Source organism: Streptomyces ruber, from assembly GCF_014648075.1.
GTDB classification, from domain to species: domain Bacteria; phylum Actinomycetota; class Actinomycetes; order Streptomycetales; family Streptomycetaceae; genus Streptomyces; species Streptomyces ruber.
Window position 1 is genome coordinate 1 of record NZ_BMQK01000026.1, and the last position, 24102, is coordinate 24102.

15 protein-coding genes are annotated in these 24102 nt (G+C 70.2%); 6 read left to right on the top strand and 9 right to left on the bottom strand.

Annotated elements, in window-relative coordinates:
- Positions 1-354: 354 nt before the first annotated feature.
- The 3 genes from IEZ04_RS32260 to thyX all read right to left on the bottom strand — a co-directional run bounded on the left by IEZ04_RS32260 (position 355) and on the right by thyX (position 4056).
- Positions 355-2040, bottom strand: a complete 1686-nt coding sequence (locus IEZ04_RS32260; protein WP_189220539.1) for a ribonuclease J — start codon at positions 2038-2040, stop codon at positions 355-357.
- A 126-nt stretch (positions 2041-2166) separates the two neighbouring features.
- Positions 2167-3066 (bottom strand): 4-hydroxy-tetrahydrodipicolinate synthase, encoded by a 900-nt coding sequence (gene dapA / locus IEZ04_RS32265; RefSeq protein WP_189220540.1) that lies wholly within the window; start codon positions 3064-3066, stop codon positions 2167-2169.
- Between the two features lie 249 nt (positions 3067-3315).
- Positions 3316-4056, bottom strand: coding sequence for an FAD-dependent thymidylate synthase (thyX, locus tag IEZ04_RS32270; RefSeq protein ID WP_189220541.1), 741 nt, complete (start codon positions 4054-4056; stop codon positions 3316-3318).
- A 210-nt stretch (positions 4057-4266) separates the two neighbouring features.
- Here thyX and IEZ04_RS32275 point away from each other — a divergent pair, with 210 nt between their 5' ends.
- Complete coding sequence (locus IEZ04_RS32275; protein ID WP_189220542.1) at positions 4267-4512, top strand: hypothetical protein; 246 nt, start codon at positions 4267-4269, stop codon at positions 4510-4512.
- Between the two features lie 145 nt (positions 4513-4657).
- On the top strand, positions 4658-5215 hold the full coding sequence (locus tag IEZ04_RS32280) for an SCO5741 family PH domain-containing membrane protein (protein ID WP_189220543.1): 558 nt from the start codon (positions 4658-4660) through the stop codon (positions 5213-5215).
- A gap of 82 nt (positions 5216-5297) precedes the next feature.
- Here IEZ04_RS32280 and IEZ04_RS32285 read toward each other — a convergent pair whose 3' ends face one another.
- From IEZ04_RS32285 to eccD, 6 genes are all read right to left on the bottom strand, one after another.
- On the bottom strand, positions 5298-5753 hold the full coding sequence (locus IEZ04_RS32285) for a tetratricopeptide repeat protein (protein WP_189220544.1): 456 nt from the start codon (positions 5751-5753) through the stop codon (positions 5298-5300).
- Between the two features lie 22 nt (positions 5754-5775).
- Positions 5776-6528: a 4-hydroxy-tetrahydrodipicolinate reductase gene (gene dapB / locus IEZ04_RS32290; RefSeq protein WP_189220545.1), complete on the bottom strand. Its 753-nt coding sequence runs from the start codon at positions 6526-6528 to the stop codon at positions 5776-5778.
- A 36-nt stretch (positions 6529-6564) separates the two neighbouring features.
- Positions 6565-7944, bottom strand: coding sequence for a M16 family metallopeptidase (locus tag IEZ04_RS32295; protein ID WP_189220546.1), 1380 nt, complete (start codon positions 7942-7944; stop codon positions 6565-6567).
- Entirely contained in the window at positions 7941-10166 is a 2226-nt protein-coding gene (locus IEZ04_RS32300; RefSeq protein WP_189220547.1) for a polyribonucleotide nucleotidyltransferase, read from the bottom strand. The genes IEZ04_RS32295 and IEZ04_RS32300 overlap by 4 nt, the downstream gene beginning before the upstream one ends.
- A gap of 339 nt (positions 10167-10505) precedes the next feature.
- Positions 10506-10793, bottom strand: coding sequence for a 30S ribosomal protein S15 (rpsO, locus tag IEZ04_RS32305; RefSeq protein WP_030583699.1), 288 nt, complete (start codon positions 10791-10793; stop codon positions 10506-10508).
- 213 nt (positions 10794-11006) lie between these two features.
- Complete coding sequence (gene eccD / locus IEZ04_RS32310; RefSeq protein ID WP_189220548.1) at positions 11007-12464, bottom strand: type VII secretion integral membrane protein EccD; 1458 nt, start codon at positions 12462-12464, stop codon at positions 11007-11009.
- A gap of 358 nt (positions 12465-12822) precedes the next feature.
- Between eccD and eccCa the strand changes: the two genes are divergently transcribed.
- The 4 genes from eccCa (at position 12823) to IEZ04_RS32330 (ending at position 23926) form a co-directional block, all read left to right on the top strand.
- Complete coding sequence (gene eccCa / locus IEZ04_RS32315) at positions 12823-16767, top strand: type VII secretion protein EccCa (protein WP_189220549.1); 3945 nt, start codon at positions 12823-12825, stop codon at positions 16765-16767.
- A gap of 203 nt (positions 16768-16970) precedes the next feature.
- Positions 16971-17375 carry a hypothetical protein gene (locus IEZ04_RS32320; protein WP_189220550.1) on the top strand — a complete coding sequence of 135 codons (405 nt, stop codon included), beginning with the start codon at positions 16971-16973 and terminating at the stop codon, positions 17373-17375.
- A gap of 211 nt (positions 17376-17586) precedes the next feature.
- Positions 17587-23091 (top strand): toxin glutamine deamidase domain-containing protein, encoded by a 5505-nt coding sequence (locus IEZ04_RS35720; protein WP_189220551.1) that lies wholly within the window; start codon positions 17587-17589, stop codon positions 23089-23091.
- The gene (locus IEZ04_RS32330; RefSeq protein WP_189220552.1) at positions 23069-23926 is read left to right on the top strand and encodes an immunity 49 family protein; all 858 of its coding nucleotides are present in this window, start codon (positions 23069-23071) and stop codon (positions 23924-23926) included. The genes IEZ04_RS35720 and IEZ04_RS32330 overlap by 23 nt, the downstream gene beginning before the upstream one ends.
- Positions 23927-24102: the final 176 nt, after the last annotated feature.

A 24102-nucleotide genomic window follows, 5' to 3' on the forward strand; every position in this document is an offset into this window, starting at 1 on the left:
AGGAACGGACGCTTCCTTCGTACTCACCGCGAGAGACTCTCTCGGGCTTTCCTCCGGGCGCTTCCCTTCGGTCTTGCGTCTCCGACTCTATCAGATCCTTTTCCGATCCGATTTCCTCGGTGCTTTCCAGGTTCCCGCTTCCGCGTTTCCCTTTCCGGCGCTTCCGACTTTATCAGAGGTTCCGAGTCGGAATTTCCGCCCCGCTCCGGGGAGTCGGTCCCAGAGCTTGGAGCGTCCGGGTTCCCCTGCGGCGGAGCCGTAAACGTACTGGAGCGGGGCGCCTCGATGCAAATCGAGGCGCCCCGCTCCCGGTTGACGCGTGCGCGAGCCCGCGGGACGGGCCGTGCCGGTGGGTCAGACCTCCACGACGACCGGGAGGATCATCGGCCTGCGGCGGTAGGTGTCCGACACCCACTTGCCCAGCGTGCGGCGGATGAGCTGCTGCAGCTGGTGGGGCTCCACTACGCCGTCCTGGGCCGAGCGCTCCAGTACGTCCGTGATCTTCGGAAGGACCGCGTTGAAGGCGGAGTCGTCGATGCCGGAACCGCGGGCCTGGACATGGGGGCCGGCGGTGATCTTGCCGGTGGACGAGTCGACGACCACGAAGACCGAGATGATGCCCTCGTCGCCGAGGATCTTGCGGTCCTTCAGCGCGGGCTCCCCGACGCCGCCGACCGAGAGGCCGTCGACGTACACGTACCCGGCCTGGACCTTGCCGGAGATCTTCGCCTTGCCCTCGACGAGGTCGACGACCACGCCGTCCTCCGCGATGACGATCCGGTCGTGCGGAACGCCGGTCATGGCGCCCAGCTCGGCGTTGGCGCGCAGATGGCGCCACTCGCCGTGGACCGGCATCAGGTTCTTCGGGCGGCAGATGTTGTAGAAGTACAGCAGCTCGCCGGCCGAGGCGTGGCCCGAGACGTGCACCTTGGCGTTGCCCTTGTGCACGACGTTGGCGCCCCAGCGGGTGAGGCCGTTGATGACCCGGTACACCGCGTTCTCGTTGCCGGGGATGAGCGACGACGCCAGGATGACCGTGTCGCCCTGGACGATGCGGATCTGGTGATCGCGGTTCGCCATTCTCGAGAGCGCCGCCATCGGCTCGCCCTGGGAACCCGTGCACACGAGCACGACCTCGTGGTCCGGCAGGTCGTCCAGCGTCTTCACGTCCACGACCAGGCCCGGCGGGACCTTGAGGTAGCCGAGGTCGCGGGCGATGCCCATGTTCCTGACCATGGAGCGGCCGACGAAAGCCACCCGGCGGCCGTACTCGTGGGCCGCGTCCAGGATCTGCTGGATGCGGTGCACGTGGCTGGCGAAGCTGGCCACGATGATCCGCTTGCGGGCGCCCGCGAACACCTGGCGCAGCACGTTGGAGATGTCGCGCTCGTGCGGGGTGAACCCGGGGACCTCGGCGTTGGTGGAGTCCGTGAGGAGGAGGTCGATGCCCTCCTCGCTCAGCCTCGCGAACGCGTGCAGGTCCGTGAGCCGGTTGTCCAGCGGGAGCTGGTCCATCTTGAAGTCGCCCGTGTGGACCGCCATGCCGGCGGGGGTGCGGATGGCGACCGCGAGGGCGTCCGGGATCGAGTGGTTGACCGCGATGAACTCGCAGTCGAAGGGGCCGATGCGCTCGCGGTTCCCCTCGGCGACCTCGAGCGTGTACGGGCGGATGCGGTGCTCCTGGAGCTTCGCCTCGATGAGGGCGAGGGTCAGCTTGGAGCCGATGAGAGGGATGTCCGGCTTCTCGCGGAGCAGGAACGGGACGCCGCCGATGTGGTCCTCGTGGCCGTGCGTGAGGACGATGCCGTCGATGTCGTCGAGGCGGTCCCGGATGGACGAGAAGTCCGGCAGGATCAGATCGATTCCGGGCTGCTCCTCCTCGGGGAAGAGCACCCCGCAGTCGACGATCAGAAGGCGGCCGCCGTACTCGAAGACGGTCATGTTGCGGCCGATCTCGCCGAGACCGCCGAGCGGGGTGACCCGCAGGCCGCCCTGGGGGAGCTGCGGCGGCGGGCCGAGTTCAGGATGCGGATGACTCAAAAGACTCTCCTCACCATGCGCGCCACGTGCCTCCGAGGCACGTGGCGCGCATGACGTTCGTGCAAAAGCAGTTGTTGGTGGGGTGCAGGCACTTGTGTCCTGCCTATTCAGTTGTGAAGTCCGGTATCAGAGCTGTACCCCGCCGGCGGCGAGATCGATCTGCAGCTGGGCGGTCTCCTCGGGCGTCAGCTCGACCATGGGCGCCCGCAGCGGACCGGCGGGAAGTCCCTGGAGGGCCAGCGCCGCCTTGGTGGTCATCACGCCCTGGGTGCGGAACATGCCGGTGAAGACCGGGAGCAGCTTCTGATGTATCTCCGTCGCCTTCTGGACGTCACCGGAGACATACGCCTCGACCAGGGCGCGCAGCTCCGGGGTGACGACGTGGCCGACGACGGAGACGAAGCCGACCGCGCCCACGGAGAGCAGCGGCAGGTTCAGCATGTCGTCGCCCGAGTACCAGGCCAGGCCGGACTGGGCGATGGCCCAGCTCGCGCGGCCGAGGTCACCCTTGGCGTCCTTGTTGGCGACGATCCGCGGGTGCTCCGCGAGCCGCACGAGGGTCTCCGTGTTGATCGGCACACCGCTGCGGCCGGGGATGTCGTACAGCATGACCGGCAGTCCGCTGGCGTCGGCGACGGCCGTGAAGTGCCGGTACAGGCCCTCCTGCGGAGGCTTGTTGTAGTACGGCGTGACGACGAGCAGGCCGTGCGCGCCGACCTGCTCCGCCGCGCGGGCCAGTTCGATGCTGTGGTGGGTGTCGTTCGTGCCGACCCCGGCGACCACGTGGGCACGGTCGCCGACGGCCTCCAGGACGGCTCGTACGAGGTCCGCTTTCTCCGCGTCGCTGGTGGTGGGGGACTCGCCGGTGGTCCCGTTGATGACCAGGCCGTCGTTGCCTGCGTCCACCAGGTGGGTGGCGAGCCGCTGTGCGCCGTCGAGATCGAGTGCGCCGTCCGCCGTGAAAGGCGTGACCATGGCGGTGAGGACCCGCCCGAAGGGGGTCTGCGGAGTGGAGGTCGGAGCCATGGGTAACACGCTACTCGTTGCTCAAGGCGCGGTCTGCCCTCGGGGTGCGCGAAAAGTCCGGACAAAGGGGGAGCCCGGCACTGCCTGCTCGGGGGTTCAAGCAGTGCCGAGCTCGTTTGATCAGGCTAAGTGAACTTCGCGAAGGCCCGCAATCCAGACACTTCGCCTGGCTGACCCGCACATGCGTGCGCCCAGGATGTCAGGGACACCACCGGGCGCTGCCGAGGGCGTCCCCGACGCCCTCCGCCGTCACGGGGCCACGCGTCCGTTCGCGTTGAAGGCCGCGTACGTCAGCGGCATGAGCTTCGCCCACTCCGCCTCCATCTTCTCGCCGACCATCTCGATCTCCCGCTGCGGGAAGGAGGGCACCTTGGCCAGTTCGTGCTGGGTGCGCAGGCCGAGGAAGTGCATCAGCGAGCGCGCGTTGCACGTGGCGTACATCGAGGAGTACAGGCCGACGGGCAGGACCGAGCGGGCGACCTCGCGGGCGACACCCTCGGCGAGCATCTTCTGGTACGCGTCGTACGCGGCGGCGTACGACTCCTCCATCACCCGGCCGACGAGCTCCTGCTGCGCCTCGGTGCCCGCCACGAAGCGGTACTTGCCGGGACGGCCCTCCTGGACGAGCTTGCGGGACTCGTCGGGGACGTAGAAGACCGGCTGCAGCTCCCGGTAGCGCCCCGACTCCTCGTTGTACGACCAGCCCACGCGGTGCCGCATGAACTCACGGAAGACGAAGATCGGGGCGCTGATGAAGAAGGTCATCGAGTTGTGCTCGAAGGGGCTGCCGTGCCGGTCCCGCATCAGGTAGTTGATCAGGCCCTTGGATCGCTCCGGGTCCTTGCCCAGCTCGTCGAGGGACTGTTCCCCGACGGTGGAGACGCGGGCGGCGAAGAGCACGTCGGCGTCGGACGCGCTGTGCTTGACCAGCTCGACGGTGACGTCGCTGCGGAACGCGGGCTGGAGTTCGCCGGCGGGGGTGTCGGTCACGGCTCGGGGAGTCCTTCCTTCACTTCTCTCGTGCGGCGCCCACTCTACGGCCCGGCACCGACAACGGCGGTTTCGTGGCGTGCCGGAACTTTCGGCTGCGAACTTCTGCGAAGTTCTGCGAATTCGGTGATACAGGGCACCTTTTTGGCCACTCGTTCGTCTGTGTTGATGTCAGTGTTCCGTGCGAGTTCCCGAGGAGGAGCACCACCCATGTCCCGTCGGCGCGAGTCCGTTCCGTTCGCCTTCGTCGCCGAAGCCGAGAAGTTCCGCAGCAACGTCACTCCCCCGCCCCGCGAGCGGGCCACCGTGAGCCAGATAGCCGGGCGGTGGCTGATGGGGCTCACCATCACCGCGGGGCTGGTCGGCTCCGTGATCCTCGGGCTGCCCGCGATGTCGACCGACCAGAACCGGCCCCCCGCGCAGTCGCAGCAGTCCGAGGTGTCCCAGAACCGCTGACGACGTCCGCGTTCGGCCGTTGGGGCGCGGGGTCCGCCGTCCGAATGGCGTGGCGCGTGCCTCCCGGGCCGCCGAGGGTGGTACGCGGCGATCCGGCTCGATAACCTCACCGGGCACAGCCCTGGTGATGGAGTGAGGATCAGCCGTGCCCCTGCCCTTCCTGACCGCCGACCGCGCTTTCGACGAGGCGGCGGACGACATGGCACTGCCCTTCGACGACCGCGACCGCTGGCGGCGGCCCTACCGTCCCGGACCGTGGCGGGTGGGCGCCGCCGCGCTTCTGCTGCTGTTCGCCTCGTACGTGCTCGCCGCGGCGGTCATCATCGGGTTCGCCGACGCCCTGTCGGCCGGCGCGGTGTGCTTCGGCGCGGCGCTGCTCGTGATCGTGGGCGCCGTGCGGCTGCTGCGCATGGGGATCTGGGTGAGTGCGCGGGGACTGCGCCGGGTCGGCTTCCTCACCACGCGCACGGCGCCCTGGGAGCAGGTCGTCTCCGCGCGCACGGTGCAGCAGCCGGTGCGCTGGCTGGGCGCGCCGCGCACGGTGCAGGGGCAGGCGCTGGTCCTCGCCCGGAGCGGCCGGGCGGCCGAGGGCGCCGTACCGCTGATGACCACGCACAACGCCGACTTCCTGGGCCGCCCGATGGCCTTCGACCGGGCGGCGGACACGGTGGAGGCCTGGGTGGCGGAGTACGGGCGCGCCTGAGCGCCGAGGTGTCGTGAAGGGCCGGTCCGCGGGACACCGCGGACCGGCCCTTCACACATGTACGCGCTTGCCCCCGGTGCCCTCAGGCCGACTGGACCGGCTTGCCGTCGTGCAGGGCGATCGCCCGCTGCATCGCCTTGCGGGCCCGGGGAGTGTCCCGGGCGTCGTGGTAGGCGACGGCGAGCCGGAACCAGCTGCGCCAGTCGTCGGGGGCGTCCTCGGTCTCGGCCTTGCGCCTGGCGAAGACCTCGTCGGCCGAGTCACGGTCGATCCGGCCTCCGGGCGTGCGCTTCAGCTCGTCGACGGGCAGGCCGCCCTCGGCGTCGAGCTCGGCGGCGAGGGCGTTGGCCCTGCGGACGAACTGCGTGTTCTTCCACAGGAACCAGAGTCCGATCAGCGGCAGGACGAGCACCGCCACCCCGAAGGCGATCGTCAGCGGGGTACCGGCCTCGATGAGCAGCACGCCGCGGCTGCCGACCAGGACGAAGTAGACGACCAGGACGGCGGCCGTGACGGCGTACGTGATCTTCGCGCGCATCGTTTCGGTGTCGGCTCTCGGTTCAGCCCAGGTCGAGGAAGTGCTCGAGGCCGAAGGTGAGCCCCGGGGTGCTCACCACACGGCGGGCGCCCAGCAGGATGCCCGGCATGAAGCTGCTGTGGTGGAGGGAGTCGTGGCGCACGGTGAGCGTCTCGCCCTCCCCTCCGAGCAGTACCTCCTGGTGGGCGAGGAGGCCCCGCAGGCGCACGGCGTGCACGGGCACCCCGTCGACGTCCGCACCGCGGGCACCGTCGAGGGCCGTCACCGTGGCGTCCGGCTGCGGGGCGCTGCCCGCGTCCCGGCGTGCCTGGGCGATGAGCTGGGCCGTGCGCGTGGCGGTGCCGCTCGGGGCGTCCACCTTGTTCGGGTGGTGCAGCTCGACGACCTCCACCGACTCGAAGTACGGCGCGGCGATCTGCGCGAACTTCATGGTCAGGACCGCGCCGATGGAGAAGTTGGGCGCGATGAGCACGCCCGTCCCCGGGGCCTGGTCGAGCCACCCCCTCAGCTGCGCGAGACGGTCGTCGGTCCAGCCCGTCGTACCGACCACGGCGTGGATGCCGTGCCGTACGCAGAAGTCGAGATTGCCCATGACCGAGGCCGGGGTGGTCAGCTCGACCACGACCTGGGCGCCCCGCTCGGCCAGCGTCTCCAGTCTGTCGCCGCGGCCGAGGGCGGCCACCAGTTCCATGTCCCCGGCCGCCTCGACGGCCCGTACGGCCTCGGATCCGATCCGGCCCCTGGCCCCGAGGACCGCCACACGCAGCTTGCTCATGTCGTTGCTTCCTTGTGAGTCGATGACCGCCGGCCGTCAGGCGACGGCGTCGTGCAGCCGGGCGGCCTGCTTGTCCTTGAGCGGGCCGATGACCGACAGCGAGGGCCGCCGGCCGAGGATGTCGCGGGCGACCTCGCGGACGTCGTCCGGGGTGACCTCGGCTATCCGGCCCAGCATGTCGTCGACGGACATCTGTTCGCCCCAGCACAGCTCGCTCTTGCCGATACGGTTCATCAGCGCGCCCGTGTCCTCCAGACCGAGGACCGTGGAGCCGCGGAGCTGGCCGATGGCCCGGTCGATCTCCTCGTCGGGCAGACCGTGCTCGGCGACGTGGTCGAGCTCGTCGCGGCAGATCTTCAGCACGTCGTGCACCTGGCTGGGCCGGCAGCCCGCGTAGACACCGAAGAGTCCGCAGTCGGCGAAGCTGGAGGTGTACGAGTACACGCTGTACGCCAGTCCGCGCTTCTCGCGTACCTCCTGGAACAGCCGGGAGGACATGCCGCCGCCGAGCGCGGTGTTGAGCACGCCGAGGGCCCAGCGGCGCTCGTCGGTGCGGGCGATGCCGGGCATGCCGAGGACGATGTGCGCCTGCTCGGTCTTGCGGGTCAGGAGCTCGACGCGGCCGGCGGTGCGGATGGCGCGCCGGCCGTCGCGCGGGGCGATCGGGGTGGCGTCGGTGCGCGTCAGGGCGCCCGCGCGCTCGAAGGCGGCGCGGACCTGTCGTACGACCTTGTTGTGGTCGACGTTGCCGGCGGCCGCGACGACGAGGTGCGTCGGGTCGTAGTGCTTCTTGTAGAAGCGGCGGATGCGGTCGGCCGTGAGGGCGTTGACCGTGTCGACCGTGCCGAGGACCGGGCGGCCGAGGGGGGTGTCGCCGAGCATCGTGTGCGCGAACAGGTCGTGCACGCAGTCGCCGGGGTCGTCCTCGGTCATCGCGATCTCTTCGAGGATGGCGCCGCGCTCGACGTCGACGTCCTCCTCGAGGATGAGCGAGTCCGTGAGCATGTCGCAGACGACGTCGATGGCGAGCGGCAGGTCGGTGTCGAGCACGCGCGCGTAGTAGCACGTGTACTCCTTCGCCGTGAACGCGTTCATCTCGCCGCCGACCGCGTCGACGGCCGAGGAGATGTCGAGCGCGCTGCGCCGCGAGGTGCCCTTGAAGAGCAGGTGCTCCAGGTAGTGGGTGGCGCCGTTCAGGGACGGGCTCTCGTCGCGGGAGCCGACGTGCGCCCAGATGCCGAAGGTCGCCGAGCGCACGGAGGGCAGGGTCTCGGTGACGATGCGCAGGCCGCCCGGGAGGGTCGTCTTGCGGACCGTACCGATGCCGTTCTCGCCCTTGATGAGGGTTTGGGTACGGGCGACGGCCCGCGCCTCGGTGGAGGTGCGGGCCGTCGCCTTCGTGCTACGGGACGTCACTGCTCGGCGTCGTCCTTCTTGTCGTCGGAGCCTTCTTCGCCCTCGCCCTCGATCACGGGGATGAGGGAGAGCTTGCCGCGGGAGTCGATCTCGGCGATCTCGACCTGGACCTTCTGGCCCACGCCGACCACGTCCTCGACGTTCTCCACGCGCTTGCCGCCGGCCAGCTTGCGGATCTGCGAGATGTGCAGCAGACCGTCCTTGCCCGGGAGCAGCGAGACGAACGCGCCGAAGGTCGTCGTCTTCACGACGGTGCCCAGGTAGCGCTCGCCGACCTCCGGCATGGTCGGGTTCGCGATGCCGTTGATCGTGGTCCGGGCGGCCTCGGCGGCCGGGCCGTCGGCGGCACCGATGTAGATGGTGCCGTCGTCCTCGATCGTGATCTCGGCGCCGGTGTCCTCCTGGATCTGGTTGATCATCTTGCCCTTGGGGCCGATGACCTCACCGATCTTGTCCACGGGGATCTTGACGGTGATGATCCGCGGGGCGTTCGGGGACATCTCGTCCGGCGTGTCGATCGCTTCCATCATCACGTCGAGGATGTGGAGGCGGGCGTCGCGGGCCTGCTTGAGGGCCGCGGCCAGGACGGAGGCCGGGATGCCGTCCAGCTTGGTGTCGAGCTGGAGGGCGGTGACGAACTCCTTGGTGCCGGCGACCTTGAAGTCCATGTCGCCGAAGGCGTCCTCCGCACCGAGGATGTCGGTGAGGGTGACGTAGTGCGTCTCGCCCTCGATCTCCTGGGAGATCAGGCCCATGGCGATACCGGCGACCGGGGCCTTCAGCGGCACACCGGCGTTCAGCAGCGACATGGTGGAGGCGCAGACCGAGCCCATGGACGTCGAGCCGTTGGAGCCGAGGGCCTCGGACACCTGGCGGATCGCGTAGGGGAACTCCTCGCGCGTCGGCAGCACCGGCACGAGCGCGCGCTCGGCGAGGGCGCCGTGGCCGATCTCGCGGCGCTTCGGGGAGCCGACGCGGCCGGTCTCGCCGGTGGAGTACGGCGGGAAGTTGTAGTTGTGCATGTAGCGCTTGCGGGTCACCGGGGAGAGGGTGTCCAGCTGCTGCTCCATGCGGAGCATGTTGAGGGTGGTGACGCCCAGGATCTGGGTCTCGCCACGCTCGAACAGCGCGGAGCCGTGGACCCGCGGGATGGCCTCGACCTCGGCGGCCAGGGTGCGGATGTCGGTGACACCGCGGCCGTCGATGCGCTTCTTCTCCTTGATGACGCGCTCGCGGACCAGGGTCTTGGTCAGCGAGCGGTACGCGGCGGAGATCTCCTTCTCGCGGCCCTCGAACTGCGGCAGCAGCTTCTCGGCGGCCAGACCCTTGACGCGGTCCAGCTCGGCCTCGCGCTCCTGCTTGCCCGCGATGGTCAGCGCCTGGGCGAGCTCGTCCTTGACCGCGGCCGTGAGGGCCTCCAGGACGTCGTCCTGGTAGTCGAGGAAGATCGGGAACTCGCCGGTCGGCTTCGCGGCCTTGGCGGCGAGGTCGGCCTGGGCCCGGCAGAGGACCTTGATGAAGGGCTTCGCGGCCTCGAGACCGGCGGCGACGACCTCCTCGGTGGGCGCCTCGGCGCCGCCCTCGACCAGCTTGATGGTCTTCTCGGTGGCCTCGGCCTCGACCATCATGATCGCGACGTCGCCGTCCTCCAGGACGCGGCCCGCGACGACCATGTCGAAGACGGCGTCCTCGAGCTCGGTGTGCGTCGGGAAGGCCACCCACTGGCCGTTGATCAGCGCGACGCGGACGCCGCCGATCGGGCCGGAGAAGGGCAGGCCGGCCAGCTGCGTGGACGCGGACGCGGCGTTGATCGCGACGACGTCGTACAGGTGGTCGGGGTTGAGCGCCATGACCGTGGCGACGACCTGGATCTCGTTGCGCAGGCCCTTCTTGAAGGACGGGCGCAGCGGGCGGTCGATGAGGCGGCAGGTGAGGATCGCGTCCTCGGAGGGCCGGCCCTCGCGGCGGAAGAAGGAACCGGGGATCTTCCCGGCCGCGTACATGCGCTCCTCGACGTCCACCGTGAGGGGGAAGAAGTCGAGCTGGTCCTTCGGGTTCTTGGAAGCGGTGGTGGCCGACAGCACCATGGTGTCGTCGTCCAGGTAGGCCACGGCGGAGCCGGCGGCCTGACGGGCCAGGCGGCCCGTCTCGAAGCGGATGGTGCGGGTGCCGAAGGAACCGTTGTCGATGACGGCCTCGGCGTAGTGGGTCTCGTTCTCCACCAGCGTTTTCTCCGTTACTTTTCGTCTTTCGCCCCGGCCGCCCGTGTGGCGGAGGGGCTGATGGCGGAGAAGCGCGCCGTCCTGTGCGGGCCGGTCTTCGATCGAAGCACCCGGGGACCGCTGTCCCCCGGGGGCCACTACCGAGGACCGGCGGCGGCGAGGTGCGCTTCTCCTCGTTCGTGTCATTCGTACTGCGTTGTGCTAACAGCCTACAAAGCGGCAGTGACACCGCGCACGTTCCCGTACGCACGGCAGGTATGCACAGCGGATCCATACGGCGGGTGCATACGGCAAAGGGAGCGGCCCCCTTGTCCCGGGAACCGCTCCCTCCACGGCGTCTTACTTGGCGCCCGCCGCACCGCGGCGGATGCCGAGGCGGTCGACCAGCGTACGGAAGCGCTGGATGTCCTTCTTGGCCAGGTACTGCAGCAGGCGGCGGCGCTGACCGACCAGGATCAGCAGACCACGACGGGAGTGGTGGTCGTGCTTGTGGGTCTTGAGGTGCTCGGTCAGGTCCGAGATCCGGCGCGAGAGCATGGCGACCTGGACCTCGGGGGAGCCGGTGTCGCCCTCCTTGGTACCGAACTCGGCGATGATCTGCTTCTTCGTAGCGGCGTCGAGCGACACGCGTACTCCTTATGGGTCTTCTTCGTCTGCCACCGAGTGCCCCTGGTCTTCCTCGCAGGGGAGCTTCCACGACTCGGGAGGCGGGGATCCGCCGGCCGCGGCCACCGGACCGCTGCGGGCAACCGGAGGCGCGTGCACAGACGGCCGTCACACAGCGTACCAGCCCGCACGTGACCGGTTCCCCGCGGTGGCCCGACGGCCGGTGCGCGGCCCTCAGACGCCGCCGCGGACCTTGGCGTAGACGTCGAGGACGGCCAGGCAGACCGGGATCAGGGAGAGCAGCACCAGCGAGTCCGCGAGGTCCAGCATGCGGCCCCAGAAGGGGGACAGCCCCTTCCGCGGGACGATCAGGGCGATCGCGATCAGGATCAGCACGCCGGCCGCGACCGAGGCACCGAGCCACAGGGTCCGTACGTCGACGGGGCCGGTGTTGCCCTGGGCCAGTTCCACGAGGATGTCGGCCGGGGGCGAGATCGCGAGGCCGAGGACCAGCAGGCCGAGGGTGACGACACCCGCCACGAACAGGCATGCGACCTGGGCCGTGTAGCGGAACAGACGCGCCCGCAGCATCGCGGCGAGGCCGGTGCACAGGGCCAGCAGCTGGGCCCAGCCGTTGTCGCTGAAGCCGAGCACCGCGCCGCCGGCGCCGACGACGACGGCGGCGCAGCCACCGACGAGGCCGAGCAGCAGCTCGTGGCCACGGCTGGTCTGGGCGACGATCTGCTGGACGTCGAAGGCCTCCAGGTCGCCCTCGCGGCCCTCGCGACGGGCCCTGGCCAGCTCCTCCGGGTTGCGGAAACCGATCGGCAGCTTGGCGAAGCGGGCCGACCAGCCGGGCAGGAAGCCGACGACCGCCAGGGCGACGACGGCGGCGCCGGCGGCGATCTCGCGCGGCCGGGCCTCGGTGAGCACACCGACGAACACCGCGAGCGTGCCGATGGCGGCGGCCAGCGCGGCGCCCACGAACGGGGCGTCCCCCTGCGGCAGCAGCATGATGAGCACGACGGAGAGGACCAGTACGGTCACGCAGCCCACGAGGAACTGGATCCTGCCGGGTCCCTCGCCCGCGTCCTGGGGGATGATCCCGGAGCCCGCGATGAGCGCGTGGGGCAGCGCCGAGACACCGAACGCGACGGCGCTGCCGCGGTCGTCGTACACCCGGGCCCGCACGCCGGCGAGTGCCGTCAGGGCCACCGCGGTCACGCCCGCGAGGATGCCCTGGAGGCCGTTCATGTCGTGCCGCACCGGGTCCGCGAACCAGAAGACGAAGCCGAGCATGACCAGCAGCAGCGCACCCGCGACGAGACCGGCCACCCGCATGAGGTCGTCGTTCCAGCCGCGGAGGTCCCGCTTGACCGCGGCGGCGATCGCGTCCACCACGTCGTCGTGCACGGCCGGCGGCAGCGAGTCGGCGAAGGTCCGCAGCAGCAGTACGTCGCCGTCCCTGACCCGCTGCTCGAGCAGCGAACGGCTCGCGTCCAGCACCTGGCCCTCACGGCTCACCAGGTGGTAGCCGGCGGGCCCGGCGTCCGCCTGGACCAGTCCCGAGAGTCTGACGATCTCCGGAAAGAGATCCTGGATCGGCAGGTCCTCCGGCAGCGCGACATCGACACGACTGTCCGGCGCTGCGATCGTGATGCGGCAGAAACCTGTCGATGTCCCCGTGCTCACGTGGTACTTCCCCCTGTAGGACAAGACTTCTCGCGTCGTACGTCTCCGACGCCTCCCGGGCCGTCCGCACGAAGCCCCTCGGGGGCCGTACGTCCGACGCCTCTCACGCCGTACGTACGACGCGGAGCGCCACCATATCCGCTGCCCCGCCGGGCACAGGGCCTGCCTCCCTCATTTCTCCCCCCAACCTCCCGGCATCTCCATCCTCCTGCCTCTCTCGGGCATCCGGCGCATCAGTAGGATCGACGCTCACGCGGTCGACGCCTACGCGAACGGAGCACGTCGCGATATACGGGGGCGTCATTACCAGACGTAGCAGACGTAGCAGACGTATCAAGCGCGAAGGATGAGTGCATCGGTGAGCGTCGTCATCATCAAACGGCCGCCGCGGATAGCGCCCCCGGTGGTTCCGGACGGCGAGGTCAAGCTCGAGACACCGCCCGAGATCCCTCGTGAGGGCGACGAGAGCATGCTCATGACCCTGCTGCCCATGATGGGCATGCTGGGTTCCGTCGGTTTCTTCTTCATGCCCAACCTCCCCTCCTACATGCGGGTGGTCGGCGGGCTGATGCTGGCCTCGACGCTGGCCATGGCCATCGCCCAGTTCGCCAAGTCGCGGCAGCGCGGCGGCGCGGGGATGGCCCAGGAACGGCGCGACTACTTCCGCTATCTCGAGCAGGTCCGCAAGGACGTGCACAAGACCGCCGAACTGCAGCGGCGCAGCCAGCTCTTCCAGCACCCCGAACCGGACCAGCTGTGGGCGGTGGCCGCCGACAGCAAGCGCCTGTGGGAGCGGCGGCCGACGGACGCGGACTTCGCCTCCGTACGGGTCGGCCGCGGCGTCCAGCAGCTGAACACGCCGCTCGTCGCCCCGGAGACGGCGCCCAAGGACGAGCTGGAGCCGCTGACCGCCGCGGCCATGAAGGCCTTCCTCGACGCGCACGGCAGTCTGTCCGACCTGCCCCTCGCCGTGTCGCTGCGCGCCTTCTACCACCTGACGGTCTGCGGGGACACCGACACGGTCTACGGCAACGCCCGTGCGGCCCTGGCCCAGCTGGCGACCCTGCACTCGCCCGAGGACCTGCTGATCGCCGTGGTCGCCCACCCCTCCGCGGCGGCGGACTGGGACTGGATCAAGTGGCTGCCGCACAGCCAGCACCCGAAGGCCAAGGACGGAGCGGGTTCGGCCCGGCTCCTCTTCGACGACCTCGGGGAGCTGGAGGAGGCGCTGGCGGACCAGCTGGCCGACAGGCCGCGCTGGAGCCGCGACGCGAACCCCGTCTACGACCAGCCGCATTTGATCGTGGTGCTCGACGGCGGCACCGTGCCGCCGGACTCCGAGCTCGCCAGCGCCGAAGGGCTCCAGGGCGTCACCTTCCTGGAGATCGCGCCCGGCGAACTGGAGGAGGAGCTGCGCGCCGGCCTGACCGTCTACGCCAAGCCGGACCGGATGCGGCTGTTCGTCGGCCACGAGTCGGCGTACAGCGGCAGGCCCGACGTGCTGAACGCGGCGCAGGCCGAGTCCCTGGCGCGGCAGCTCGCCCCCTTCCGGGTGGGCTCCGCCGAGGAGGGCGAGCCCCTGCTGTCCAACCTGGACTTCACCGACCTCATGGGCATCGGCGACGCGGGTTCCGTCGACGTCTCCCGCACCTGGCGGCCGCGCACGCTGCACGAGCGGCTGCGGGTGCCGATCGGTGTCGGCGAGAACGGCGAGCCGGTCATGCTGGACCTCAAGGAGGCCTCGCAGGAGGGCATGGGCCCGCACGGCCTGTGCGTCGGCGCGACCGGTTCCGGCAAGTCCGAGCTGCTGCGCACGCTGGTGCTCGGACTCGCGGTGACGCACTCCTCGGAGACGCTGAACTTCATCCTCGCGGACTTCAAGGGCGGTGCGACGTTCGCCGGTATGGCGGACATGCCGCACACCGCGGCCGTCATCACCAACCTCGCGGACGACCTCACGCTCGTCGACCGCATGCGGGACGCGATCACGGGTGAGATGCAGCGCCGGCAGGAGCTGCTGCGCACCGCGGGCAACTACGCCAACCTGCACGACTACGAGAAGGCCCGGGCGGCGGGCGCGGCCCTGGAGCCGATGGCCTCGCTGGTGATCGTGCTCGACGAGTTCTCCGAGCTGCTCACCGCCAAGCCGGACTTCATCGACATGTTCATCCAGATCGGCCGCATCGGCCGTTCGCTGGGTGTGCACCTGCTGCTGGCGTCGCAGCGCCTGGAGGAGGGCAAGCTGCGCGGCCTCGACACCTACCTCTCGTACCGGATCGGTCTGCGCACCTTCTCCGCCGCCGAGTCCCGCACGGCGATCGGTGTCCCGGACGCCTACCACCTGCCGTCGATCCCCGGCTCCGGCTACCTGCGGTACGACACCGACACCATGGTCCGCTTCAAGGCCGCGTACGTGTCGGGGCCGTACCACGGCGAGGGCCCGTCCCGGGTGAGCCGCTCGACCCAGCTGCGGCCCGCGCTGTTCACGGCGGAGCACGTGGCGCTGCCCCCGCAGCCGGTGATCGAGGAGCCGGAGGCCGACGACCGGGTGGACGACGCGCTCGCCGACACCGTCCTCGACGTCATCGTGGCCAAGATGGTCAACCAGGGGCCGCCCGCCCACCAGGTGTGGCTGCCCCCGCTGGAGGAGGCGCCCTCGCTGGAGCAGCTCCTCCCCCAGCTCGCCGTCACCCCGGACCGCGGCCTGACCGCCCCCGAGTACACGGCGCTCGGCCGGCTCACCGTGCCGGTCGGCATGGTCGACAAGCCGTTCGAGCAGCGGCGCGACGTGCTGTACCGCGACTTCTCGGGCGGTGCGGGCCACGGTCTGTTCGTCGGTGGCCCGCAGTCCGGCAAGTCGACCCTGCTGCGCTCGCTCATCTCGTCGTTCGGCCTCACCCACACACCCGCCGAGGTGCAGTTCTACTGCCTGGACTTCGGTGGCGGCGGTCTCCTCTCGATGGAGGAGCTGGCGCACGTCGGCGGGGTCGCCAACCGTCTCGACGCCGAGAAGGTGCGCCGGACCGTCAGTGAGGTCGAGGGCATACTCAACGCGCGCGAGGAGTACTTCCGGGCGAACAACGTCGACTCGATCGCGACGTACCGGCAGCGCAGGGCCGCGGGACAGCTGCCCGACCAGCCCTGGGGCGACGTCTTCCTCGTCATCGACGGCTGGGCCACCTTCAAGACGGACTACGAGCTGCTCGAGGCGACCGTCACCGACATCGCGACGCGCGGCCTCGGCTTCGGTGTGCACCTGATCATCACCGCCAGCCGCTACACCGAGGTCCGGCCCGCGCTCAAGGACATGCTGCAGAACCGCATCGAGCTGCGGCTCGGCGACCCGACCGAGTCGGAGATCGACCGCAGGGTCGCGCAGAACGTCCCCGCCACCGTGCCGGGCCGCGGCCTGACGCAGGAGAAGCTGCACTTCATGACCGCGCTGCCGCGGGTCGACGGATCCTCGGAGACGGAGGACCTGGCGGAGGCGACGTCGATCCTCATCCGCGGTATCAACGACAACTGGCAGGGCAACCGCGCCCCGGCGGTGCGGCTGCTGCCCACCCTCCTGCCGTCCGACCGGCTGCCCAAGGGCTTCGAGCACCCGGACCGCGGAGTCGCCTTCGGCATCGACGAGTCGACCCTCTCGCCGGTCTTCGTCGACTTCGAGACCGACCCGCACTTCATCGTGTTCGGTGAGAGCGAGTCCGGTAAGTCGGCGGTGCTGCGACTGCTCATCAAGCAGATCACCGAGCGCTACACGCCGGACCAGGCGAAGATCGTCATGGGCGACTACCGGCGCGCCCACCTGGAGGGCGTCCCCGAGTCGCACCTGTCGCGGTACTGCGCGTCGGCACCCGCGCTGCAGGAGACACTGGAGGGCCTGGCCGGTTCGATGAGCCGCCGTATGCCGGGCCCGGACGTCACGCCCGAGCAGCTGCGCAACCGCAGCTGGTACAGCAGTCCGGACGCGTTCGTCATCGTCGACGACTACGACCTGGTGGCGACGGGCGTGAACCCGCTGGCCCCGCTCCTCGAGTACCTTCCCTTCGCCCGCGACATCGGCCTGCGCGTCATCATCGCGCGCGCCTCGGGCGGTGCCAGCCGGGCGCTGTACGAGCCGGTGATGCAGCGCATGCGCGAGCTCGGCGCCCAGGGCATCGTGCTCTCCGGCGACCGCGCGGAGGGCGCGCTGCTGGGGAACATCACGGCGTCGCAGCTGCCGGCCGGGCGCGGGTACTTCCACACGCGGCGGCGCGGCGGACAGCTGATCCAGACGGGGTGGCTGCCGCCCCGGTTCTGACCGGTTGTACGAGGTGTGGCGGAGGGCGGTACCCGTACGGGTGCCGCCCTCCGCATCGTGCGCTGCGCCATGTGCTGTGTTCGTTGTGTGAGCGTCGTGTTGTGTGAGCGTCGTGTGGAACGAGTTGTGAGGCTGGGCTTGTGTCCGAGGCGCCCGTTAGGGTGGCGTGGTCGCGACGGAAAGCCGAAACACGGGGGGCAGTTGTGACGAGCGACGGTCTGCGCGCCGATCCGGAGGTCCTCAAGACCGAGGGCTACAACATGTTCACGGTGGGCCAGGACTTCAGCAAGGCGGTACAGGCCCTGCAGACGGGTCTGAGCGCGCTGGAGGGCGGCAACGGCGCCACACCGCCGTGGGGCGACGACGACATCGGCGAGAAGTTCGGCACCGTCTACACCGGTCTGCGGGACGGCATGTACGAGTCGATGGGCAGCCTGGCGGAACGCCTCGCGGGCATGGGCCTGGCCTTCACCGAGATGGGCGTGCGCCACGAGCGGAACGAGGGCGACGAGGACGCCGCCTGGACGGCTCTGACCTCCGAGTACGACGGCCAGGTCGAGGTGCCGGCGGGGGTGCAGGTGTCGTTGCGGCCCCGGCAGGAGTGGTGAGCCGGGGCTCAACGACCCCGGGCTGCAACAGGTCTGTGACAGCCACAGGTCTGTGACAGCCACAGGTCTGTGACAGGAACTGCCTGAAGTCGCTCGGGGTGAGTCCGTAAGCTGTGCCGACGGTTGTGCGTCTGTGTGATCTCCCGTGCTGACGAGGCCGGTTGAGTCAGGTGTGCGGCCGGGTCGTTCTGTACGGGGGTGCTGTACTGCTATGTCGATGATGCTGCCGGACGAGCTCGAGTGGGTTCTCCAGATGCTCGGCTACAACTGGCCGACGGCGGACGAGGACAAGCTCAGGGAGTCCGCCACGATCTGGCGGACGTTCGGCGACGACGTCGTCGAGCTGCACACCTCGGCGAACACCAGCGCCCGGCAGGTGACCGCCCACAACGCCGGCGAGTCGATCGACAAGTTCACCGAGACGTACGCCAAGTTCGACGGTGGCAACGGCTCCGACGGCTACCTCACGAACGCCGCCCAGGCCGCGCACACCATCGCCAACGTGCTGGACATGTGCGCCTACCTGGTCGAGTTCGCCAAGTGGGCGGTGATCGCGCAGCTGATCGCGCTGGCCATCGAGATCGCCGCGGCCCAGGTCGCCGCGCCCTTCACCCTCGGCCTGTCCGAGGTGGCCGCGCTCGGTGCCACCCAGGCCACGCGGCTGATCGTGCGTCGCCTGCTGGACGAGCTCAAGCAGGCGCTGATGGACGCGGTCGTCGAGGCGCTGAAGGAGCCCGCCGTCTCCGCGGTCGAGGCGATGGTCACCGACTTCGTACGGCAGTCGGTGAACGTCGGTTTCGGCGCCCAGCAGGGCTATGACCTCAGCCAGACCGCCAAGGCCGGCGCCCAGGGCGGCTGGGAGGCCGTCAAGGCGACCCCGCAGACGCTGGCCGAGGGGGTGCGCGACAGCCTGGGCCAGAAGGCGGGGAACCGGTTCCACCATGCGATCGACAGCCGGGTCGACGGGACCGGCGGAATCGACGGGACGTCGGGGACGTCGGGGAGTAGCGGCGGTGATGGCGGGACCGGTGAGCGTGGCGGCTCCGGTGGCTCCAGTGGCTCCGGCAGCGGTGACTCCTCGTCGTCGGCGCGTACGGGGACCGGGTCGGGGGCGGGGTCGGGTATTGGTGGCGGGATCTCCGCCGACGGCGGAGGCAGCGGTGTCGGCGCACCCGGGGTGGGTGCGGGACCCGACCCGGGCACCGGGGCCGGGTCCGGGTCCGGGTCCGGTCATGGTGCTTCTTCCTCGGACACCCCGGCCCCGCGGCCGACGCCGGTACTGAACGGGCCCACTCTCTCGGACTTCGACGATCCCTCACCTGGTGGCTTCTCAGGCGGCAACGGTTCGTCGGGCGGCGCCGGTACGGTCGGCTCGTCCAGCGGTGGCGGCGGCTCGTCCGTGTCCGGCCTCTCCTCGCCGACCGTGCAGTCAGCGCCCACCCACACGTCGTCCGGCGGTACGTCGTCCTCGACGGGCGGCGGCTCGATCGGCACCCAGATCGACAGCTTGGCCGCCGGCGTCCCCACCCAGGCCAACGCCGCCCCGGCCACTACGACGGCCGACCCCTCTCCCACCGGCACCGGCGGCCGTACGGACGGCGCCTCGGCCATGCCGACGTCGCCCATGGCTTCTTCGCACACCGGCGGGGCGACCACCCGAGCCGGCGCCCACACCCCCAACAGCGGCACCTCGGCCACCGGCCCCACCGGTCCGACCCCTCACTCGGGCGCGGCACGCACCCCCGCCTCCGCGACGTCCGGCACCCCTGCCTCCACCGGTACCGCGGCCGGCCCGACCAGCCCGAACGCCTCCTCCGCGGGCACGGCGCGCACCCCTTCGGCCGCCACATCCGGCACCCCCTCGTCCACGGGAGCCGGCCCCGCCTCCACACCGAGCGTCGCATCCCCGACGACTCCTCGGACGGCCCCGACCGCATCGCCGGACGGCCGAGCACCCGGCACGGCGGCGGACAGGGCGGACAACCGGGTACCGGGCACGGCGGACAACCGCGCCCCGGCCCAGAACGCCCCGGGCACCGCATCGGGCGACCGCACTCCGCCGCAAAGTACCCCGCACTCGACGACGCCCCGGACCACGCCGGCCCCGACGCCGGACGGCCGCGTCCCGACCCAGCGCACGCCCGGGACGACACCGGGCGACGACCGCACGGCACAACGAGACACCCCCGGCACCGGCACCACGCAGGGCACCGGCACCACACCGCGGAACACCCCGGAGGCGACCGGTACCCGCACCACCGCTCCGGGGCCGAACACCGCTCCGGGGCCGCACACCACGCCGGGGCCGAACACCACTTCGGGCCCGAACCAGACAGCGAACCAGCCCCAGCCCCAGCCCCAGCCCCAGCCCCAGCCCCAGCCCCAGCCCCAGCCCCAGCCAGCGAACCAGAACCAGACGGCGAACCAGAACCAGACGGCGAACCAGAACCAGACGGCGAACCCGGCGACGAGCCGGAATGCGGGTACCACCGCCCCCGCCCCGGCTCCCGCTCAGACTCCGGCCCAGCCGTCTCCCCACAGGACCGCGTCGTCGTCCACCGGCACGCCTGGTACGACGACGCCAGGGACGGGGCCCTCGACCTCGCCCAGCACTGGCGGTCCGGAGCGGACGAGTCCGTCCCCGACACCGGGCAGCCACACGGCGCAGCACACGCCGCCCAACTCGCAGGAGCAGCAACAGCAACAGCAACAGCAGGTGACGGCGGTCCCGATCCACACGATCACCCCCGCCACCAGTTCCTCGGCGTCGCCGTCGCAGGCAAGCCCTGCCACGCCGCCGTCACCGGGTACGCACCAGCCCGATGCCGGCGTCCCGACCCCCCAGCAGCCGCAGCAGGACAGCCTGCAGGACATCCGCGCCGACCTGGACCACCACCCGGGAGGCCTGACCCCACCGCACCCCGGCGACCAGCAGGCCCTGGCCAACGCGGTACCGAGAAACCCCGACGGCACCCCGCAGCGCTTCCCCGACCCGTTCGCCGGCAACTGGGCACAGCTCCAGAACGACGGCGGCAACACCGTTCCCGGCCGCAGCAACAATTGCGCCGACTGCTCCCGCTCCTTCCTGGAGACCTGGTACGGGAACCCCCAGGTGTCAGCCCCCCGGACCCTCGACACCGACGCGAACGGCAAGCCTGACTTCTGGTCCCCCGAAAGCAACGCGAACGAGAACCAGATCCGCTGGACGGGCGCCGCCCACACCTACGCCGGCCCCGGCAACGACCCCTACACCCCGGCCCGTATCGCGTGGGACCTCCAGCAGGCCGGCCACGGCTCGGCGGCCATCGTCCAGGTCTCCTGGCCCAACGGAGGCGGCGGCCACGCCTTCAACGCCGTCAACCACAACGGCTCCATCATCTGGATCGACACCCAGAGCGGACAGGTCAGCCACACCCCACTCCACATCGCCAACGCGGAGAACGTCTGGCACATCCCCCTGGACGCCAACCGCAACCCGATCCACCCCACACAGTCCCAGTCCGAGGCGGACGGCTCCCAGAGCACGAACGACGAGTCGCAGAACCAGAACGGTTCGTCGCAACCAGAAAACAATCAGAACCCGCAGAACGACGTCCTGGGCGACCAGCAGCCGCAGCAGTCCTCTCCCACGGCTCCTGCGGAGCACGACCGCCCCTCACCGGCCAGGACAGCGGAGGCCACGTACCAGCCGTCATACCCGGACGAGACGGCGCACTCCGACGAGCGGGGCCGCACCCCCGACAAGGGATCCGCACAGCCGAGCGCGGCGACGGAGAGCCCGACCCGGCAGGACCTCCCGCCGCAGCACCGGCAACCACCCGCCCATGACGCACCCGACGACGGTGACGACGGCGACGGCGACGGCGACGGCGACGGCAGCGACAGTGGCCCGCCGGACAAGGGCACGACTCCCACCCGGGAGGTGAGGGACACCCCCATCGGTCCCACGACCGACGCGGACGCATCTTCACGGGCCACCACGCCCACGGATCCTCGTACGTCCCTTACGCATCAGCACGCCACGGATCCCCGAGCGACCGACCCGCGCACCACGGGTTCCCGCACCGCGGATCTCCGCACAGCAGATCCCCGTACAGCAGATCCCGGCGCCTCGACCACGCGTACGCCGAATCCCGCTCAGGACGCATCCACGCGGCCAACGCACGGGACCAGTGAGCACCTGGACGGCCGACACCCGGACACCCGGCCACGAGCCGACCGGACCCCTGAACACGTCGATGACCTACGGTCCGAGCCGTCGGACAGGGACCGGACCGGGGCCCCGGACCAGACACGTCCCGCCGAGCCGACCCGGTCACCGGCCGATGGCCATCGCGACCGCCCGAGCGATATGACCAAGAACTCGGCGGTCCTCACGCGCGAGAGCCTGCCGGACGGCAGGAACGCCGATGCGGCCACTTATGTGAGGGACTCCGTCAACGGGAGGAAGCCGCTGTACGGCAACATCGTCACGGAGGATCCGGCGGCGCGAACCTCCCGGCCGCCGAGCACCGAGCGGCCGGCAGCTCCGACGGCTCCGACGGCTCCGGCAGGTCCGGCCGGTCAGGCAGGCCCTGCAGATCCGGCAGGCCCTGCAGGCCCGGCAGGTCCGGCGGGCAACTCCCCCGACGCCGACCCGAACAGCCGCCGGCAGCGCGATCTGGCGATGCTCGCGCGCGCCAATTCGAGGGATCCGAAGGACAAGGAGTGGTTCGAGAAGCACTACTGGCCCAGAAGCGGCTACCGCAGGAGCAGGACAGCCCCCGCCGAGGACGGGCGGCCCGTTCCCCAGCTGCACCCGACGGGTGATCCCAACGCTCCCTGGAAACTGGCGAGCGACACACCGGATGCCGAACCGGAGGAGTACATCCCCGAGGGCGCAGGGTCGGGTGACCGGAAAACCGGAATCTCCGACGGGAACCTGAAGCGGCTGGACGGAGCCGCGAAAGCCCGCCAGCAGGCGATCGACGCGGACCGGCAGCCCCACAAGGACCGCCAGGCGGCCAAGGAGGCGTACGAGAGGAACAGAACACCCGAGAATAAGCAGAAGTTCGAGGAAGCAAGCGCGAAGCACAGCCCTCTGCATGGAAAGATGACCCGAGCGAGCGAGGATTACGGTGATCAGGTCGCCGAATTCCACGCCATGCCCCGGCACTTCCGCGATTACGACCGGATCGACGATCGAGGCACCGGCAACAATCGCTTCGACCAGATCTGGGTCGACCCGAACACCGATCCGCCCGAGTTCGTCGTTGTCGAGGCGAAGGGGTCACCCACTGCCGGCCTCGGTGAACGCTACGGTGTCCCGCCGGCGGGCGATGGGGGCGAGACCGGCAGACCGGAGGACACCGGCCAGGACCAGAGCGACAGCAACGCCGACGACGACCGGACCGCACAGAGCGATCCGCGTCCTGGTGCAGTGAAGGTGAAGCAAGGCACCCGGCCTTACTTCGAGGCGATCCTGCACGAGATGGGCAGCCGCGCACAGCGGGTACTCGCCGACCCGAAGGCGACTGCCGCCCAGAAGCAGGCGGCCCTCGACGAAGCACGGCTGGCCCGGCAGCTGAGAGCCGCCCTGGAGGAGCGACGCATCACGTACGTCCTCGTCAAGGGCCACCCGGACGGCGAGCGGCACAATGGCTACGAGATGCACCAGTTCGACATCAGGACACAAGAGGAGAAAGACGCGGACAATGCTCAGCATTCCGAGGCATGACACACGCTCGACCAGTCATGCAGACCTTCAGCTCGAGCTCCTGGACGGCGATTTCTGGCAGTACATCGGCTTCATGGAGAAAACCCCCGAGTGGTTCACGAATGCCTTGGCCACGGCGGTCTCGATCCTCGACGTGCGCTGTGATGTCGATCCACAGGCCGACAAGGTCGAGACCTGGGAGGCCTGCGTCACCGCCATGCAGGTGGGCTCGGCCCTGTTCGAATCGGCGCAGGCCGACACCACCACGATCGAATGCCGCATCGCCCACAAGATGTGCACCATCCGGGCCGGCGCCCTGCCCCGCGCGCACGCGGGCAATTGGCTCACTGCCTTCTGGCTGGCCTGCATCTGCCGTGAGAAGAAGCGGATGACCAGGTTGTGCCAGTTCCCTGTCGCACGGATGCGGGAGGCCGAAGGGGACCTGGATGCCTACATCTACGACTGGGTGGAAGCGCTGCAGGCGTACTGGCTCGAGCGCCCGGAATTCGGCGACAAGCTGGTGGCCGCGGTGGAGGGAACCGATCCCGAGGTCCTGCGACACGCATCGCGCGACAGCGTCCTGCAGATCATGTATCCGCCCATGAACCTCCTGACCCAGTTGGCCCGCGGCGACCAGGAGAAGTTCAACGCCGAACTGGCCAAGGCTCTGGAGTGGCACAAGGAGTACTGGACCGGCAACGAGGACCGCGCCCTGGACCCGGAGGGCGCCATCGCCCTGGGCCCACTGGCCGTGTCCTGCCTCGCGGTGGAGGCTGGATTCACCCTCACTGTCGAGTCCGAATACCTCCCCAAGTCCCTGCTCGACGGCGGCTGGGTCAACGAGTTCCCCACCTGACCGCCCGCACACCGCCCCTCGGTACGCCTGAGCACCAGGCCGACGCACGTGCCCGGTCAACAGCGGTTCGGCGAGGAGACGGCGCACACGTGCCAAGGCTCCCGCAGCGCAGCTGCTGTGTCGGAGTCGGGGCTCTCGGGCAGTGGATCATGTTCCACACTGACGCGTGCACCAGC

What these genes read in the sequence shown, in the direction of transcription:
- dapA (WP_189220540.1), bottom strand. Translation starts at nt 3,066, where the DNA reads ATGGCTCCGACCTCCACTCCGCAGACCCCCTTCGGGCGGGTCCTCACC.
- IEZ04_RS32275 (WP_189220542.1), top strand. Translation starts at nt 4,267, where the DNA reads ATGTCCCGTCGGCGCGAGTCCGTTCCGTTCGCCTTCGTCGCCGAAGCC.
- IEZ04_RS32285 (WP_189220544.1), bottom strand. Translation starts at nt 5,753, where the DNA reads ATGCGCGCGAAGATCACGTACGCCGTCACGGCCGCCGTCCTGGTCGTC.
- dapB (WP_189220545.1), bottom strand. Translation starts at nt 6,528, where the DNA reads ATGAGCAAGCTGCGTGTGGCGGTCCTCGGGGCCAGGGGCCGGATCGGA.
- IEZ04_RS35720 (WP_189220551.1), top strand. Translation starts at nt 17,587, where the DNA reads ATGTCGATGATGCTGCCGGACGAGCTCGAGTGGGTTCTCCAGATGCTC.
- IEZ04_RS32330 (WP_189220552.1), top strand. Translation starts at nt 23,069, where the DNA reads ATGCTCAGCATTCCGAGGCATGACACACGCTCGACCAGTCATGCAGAC.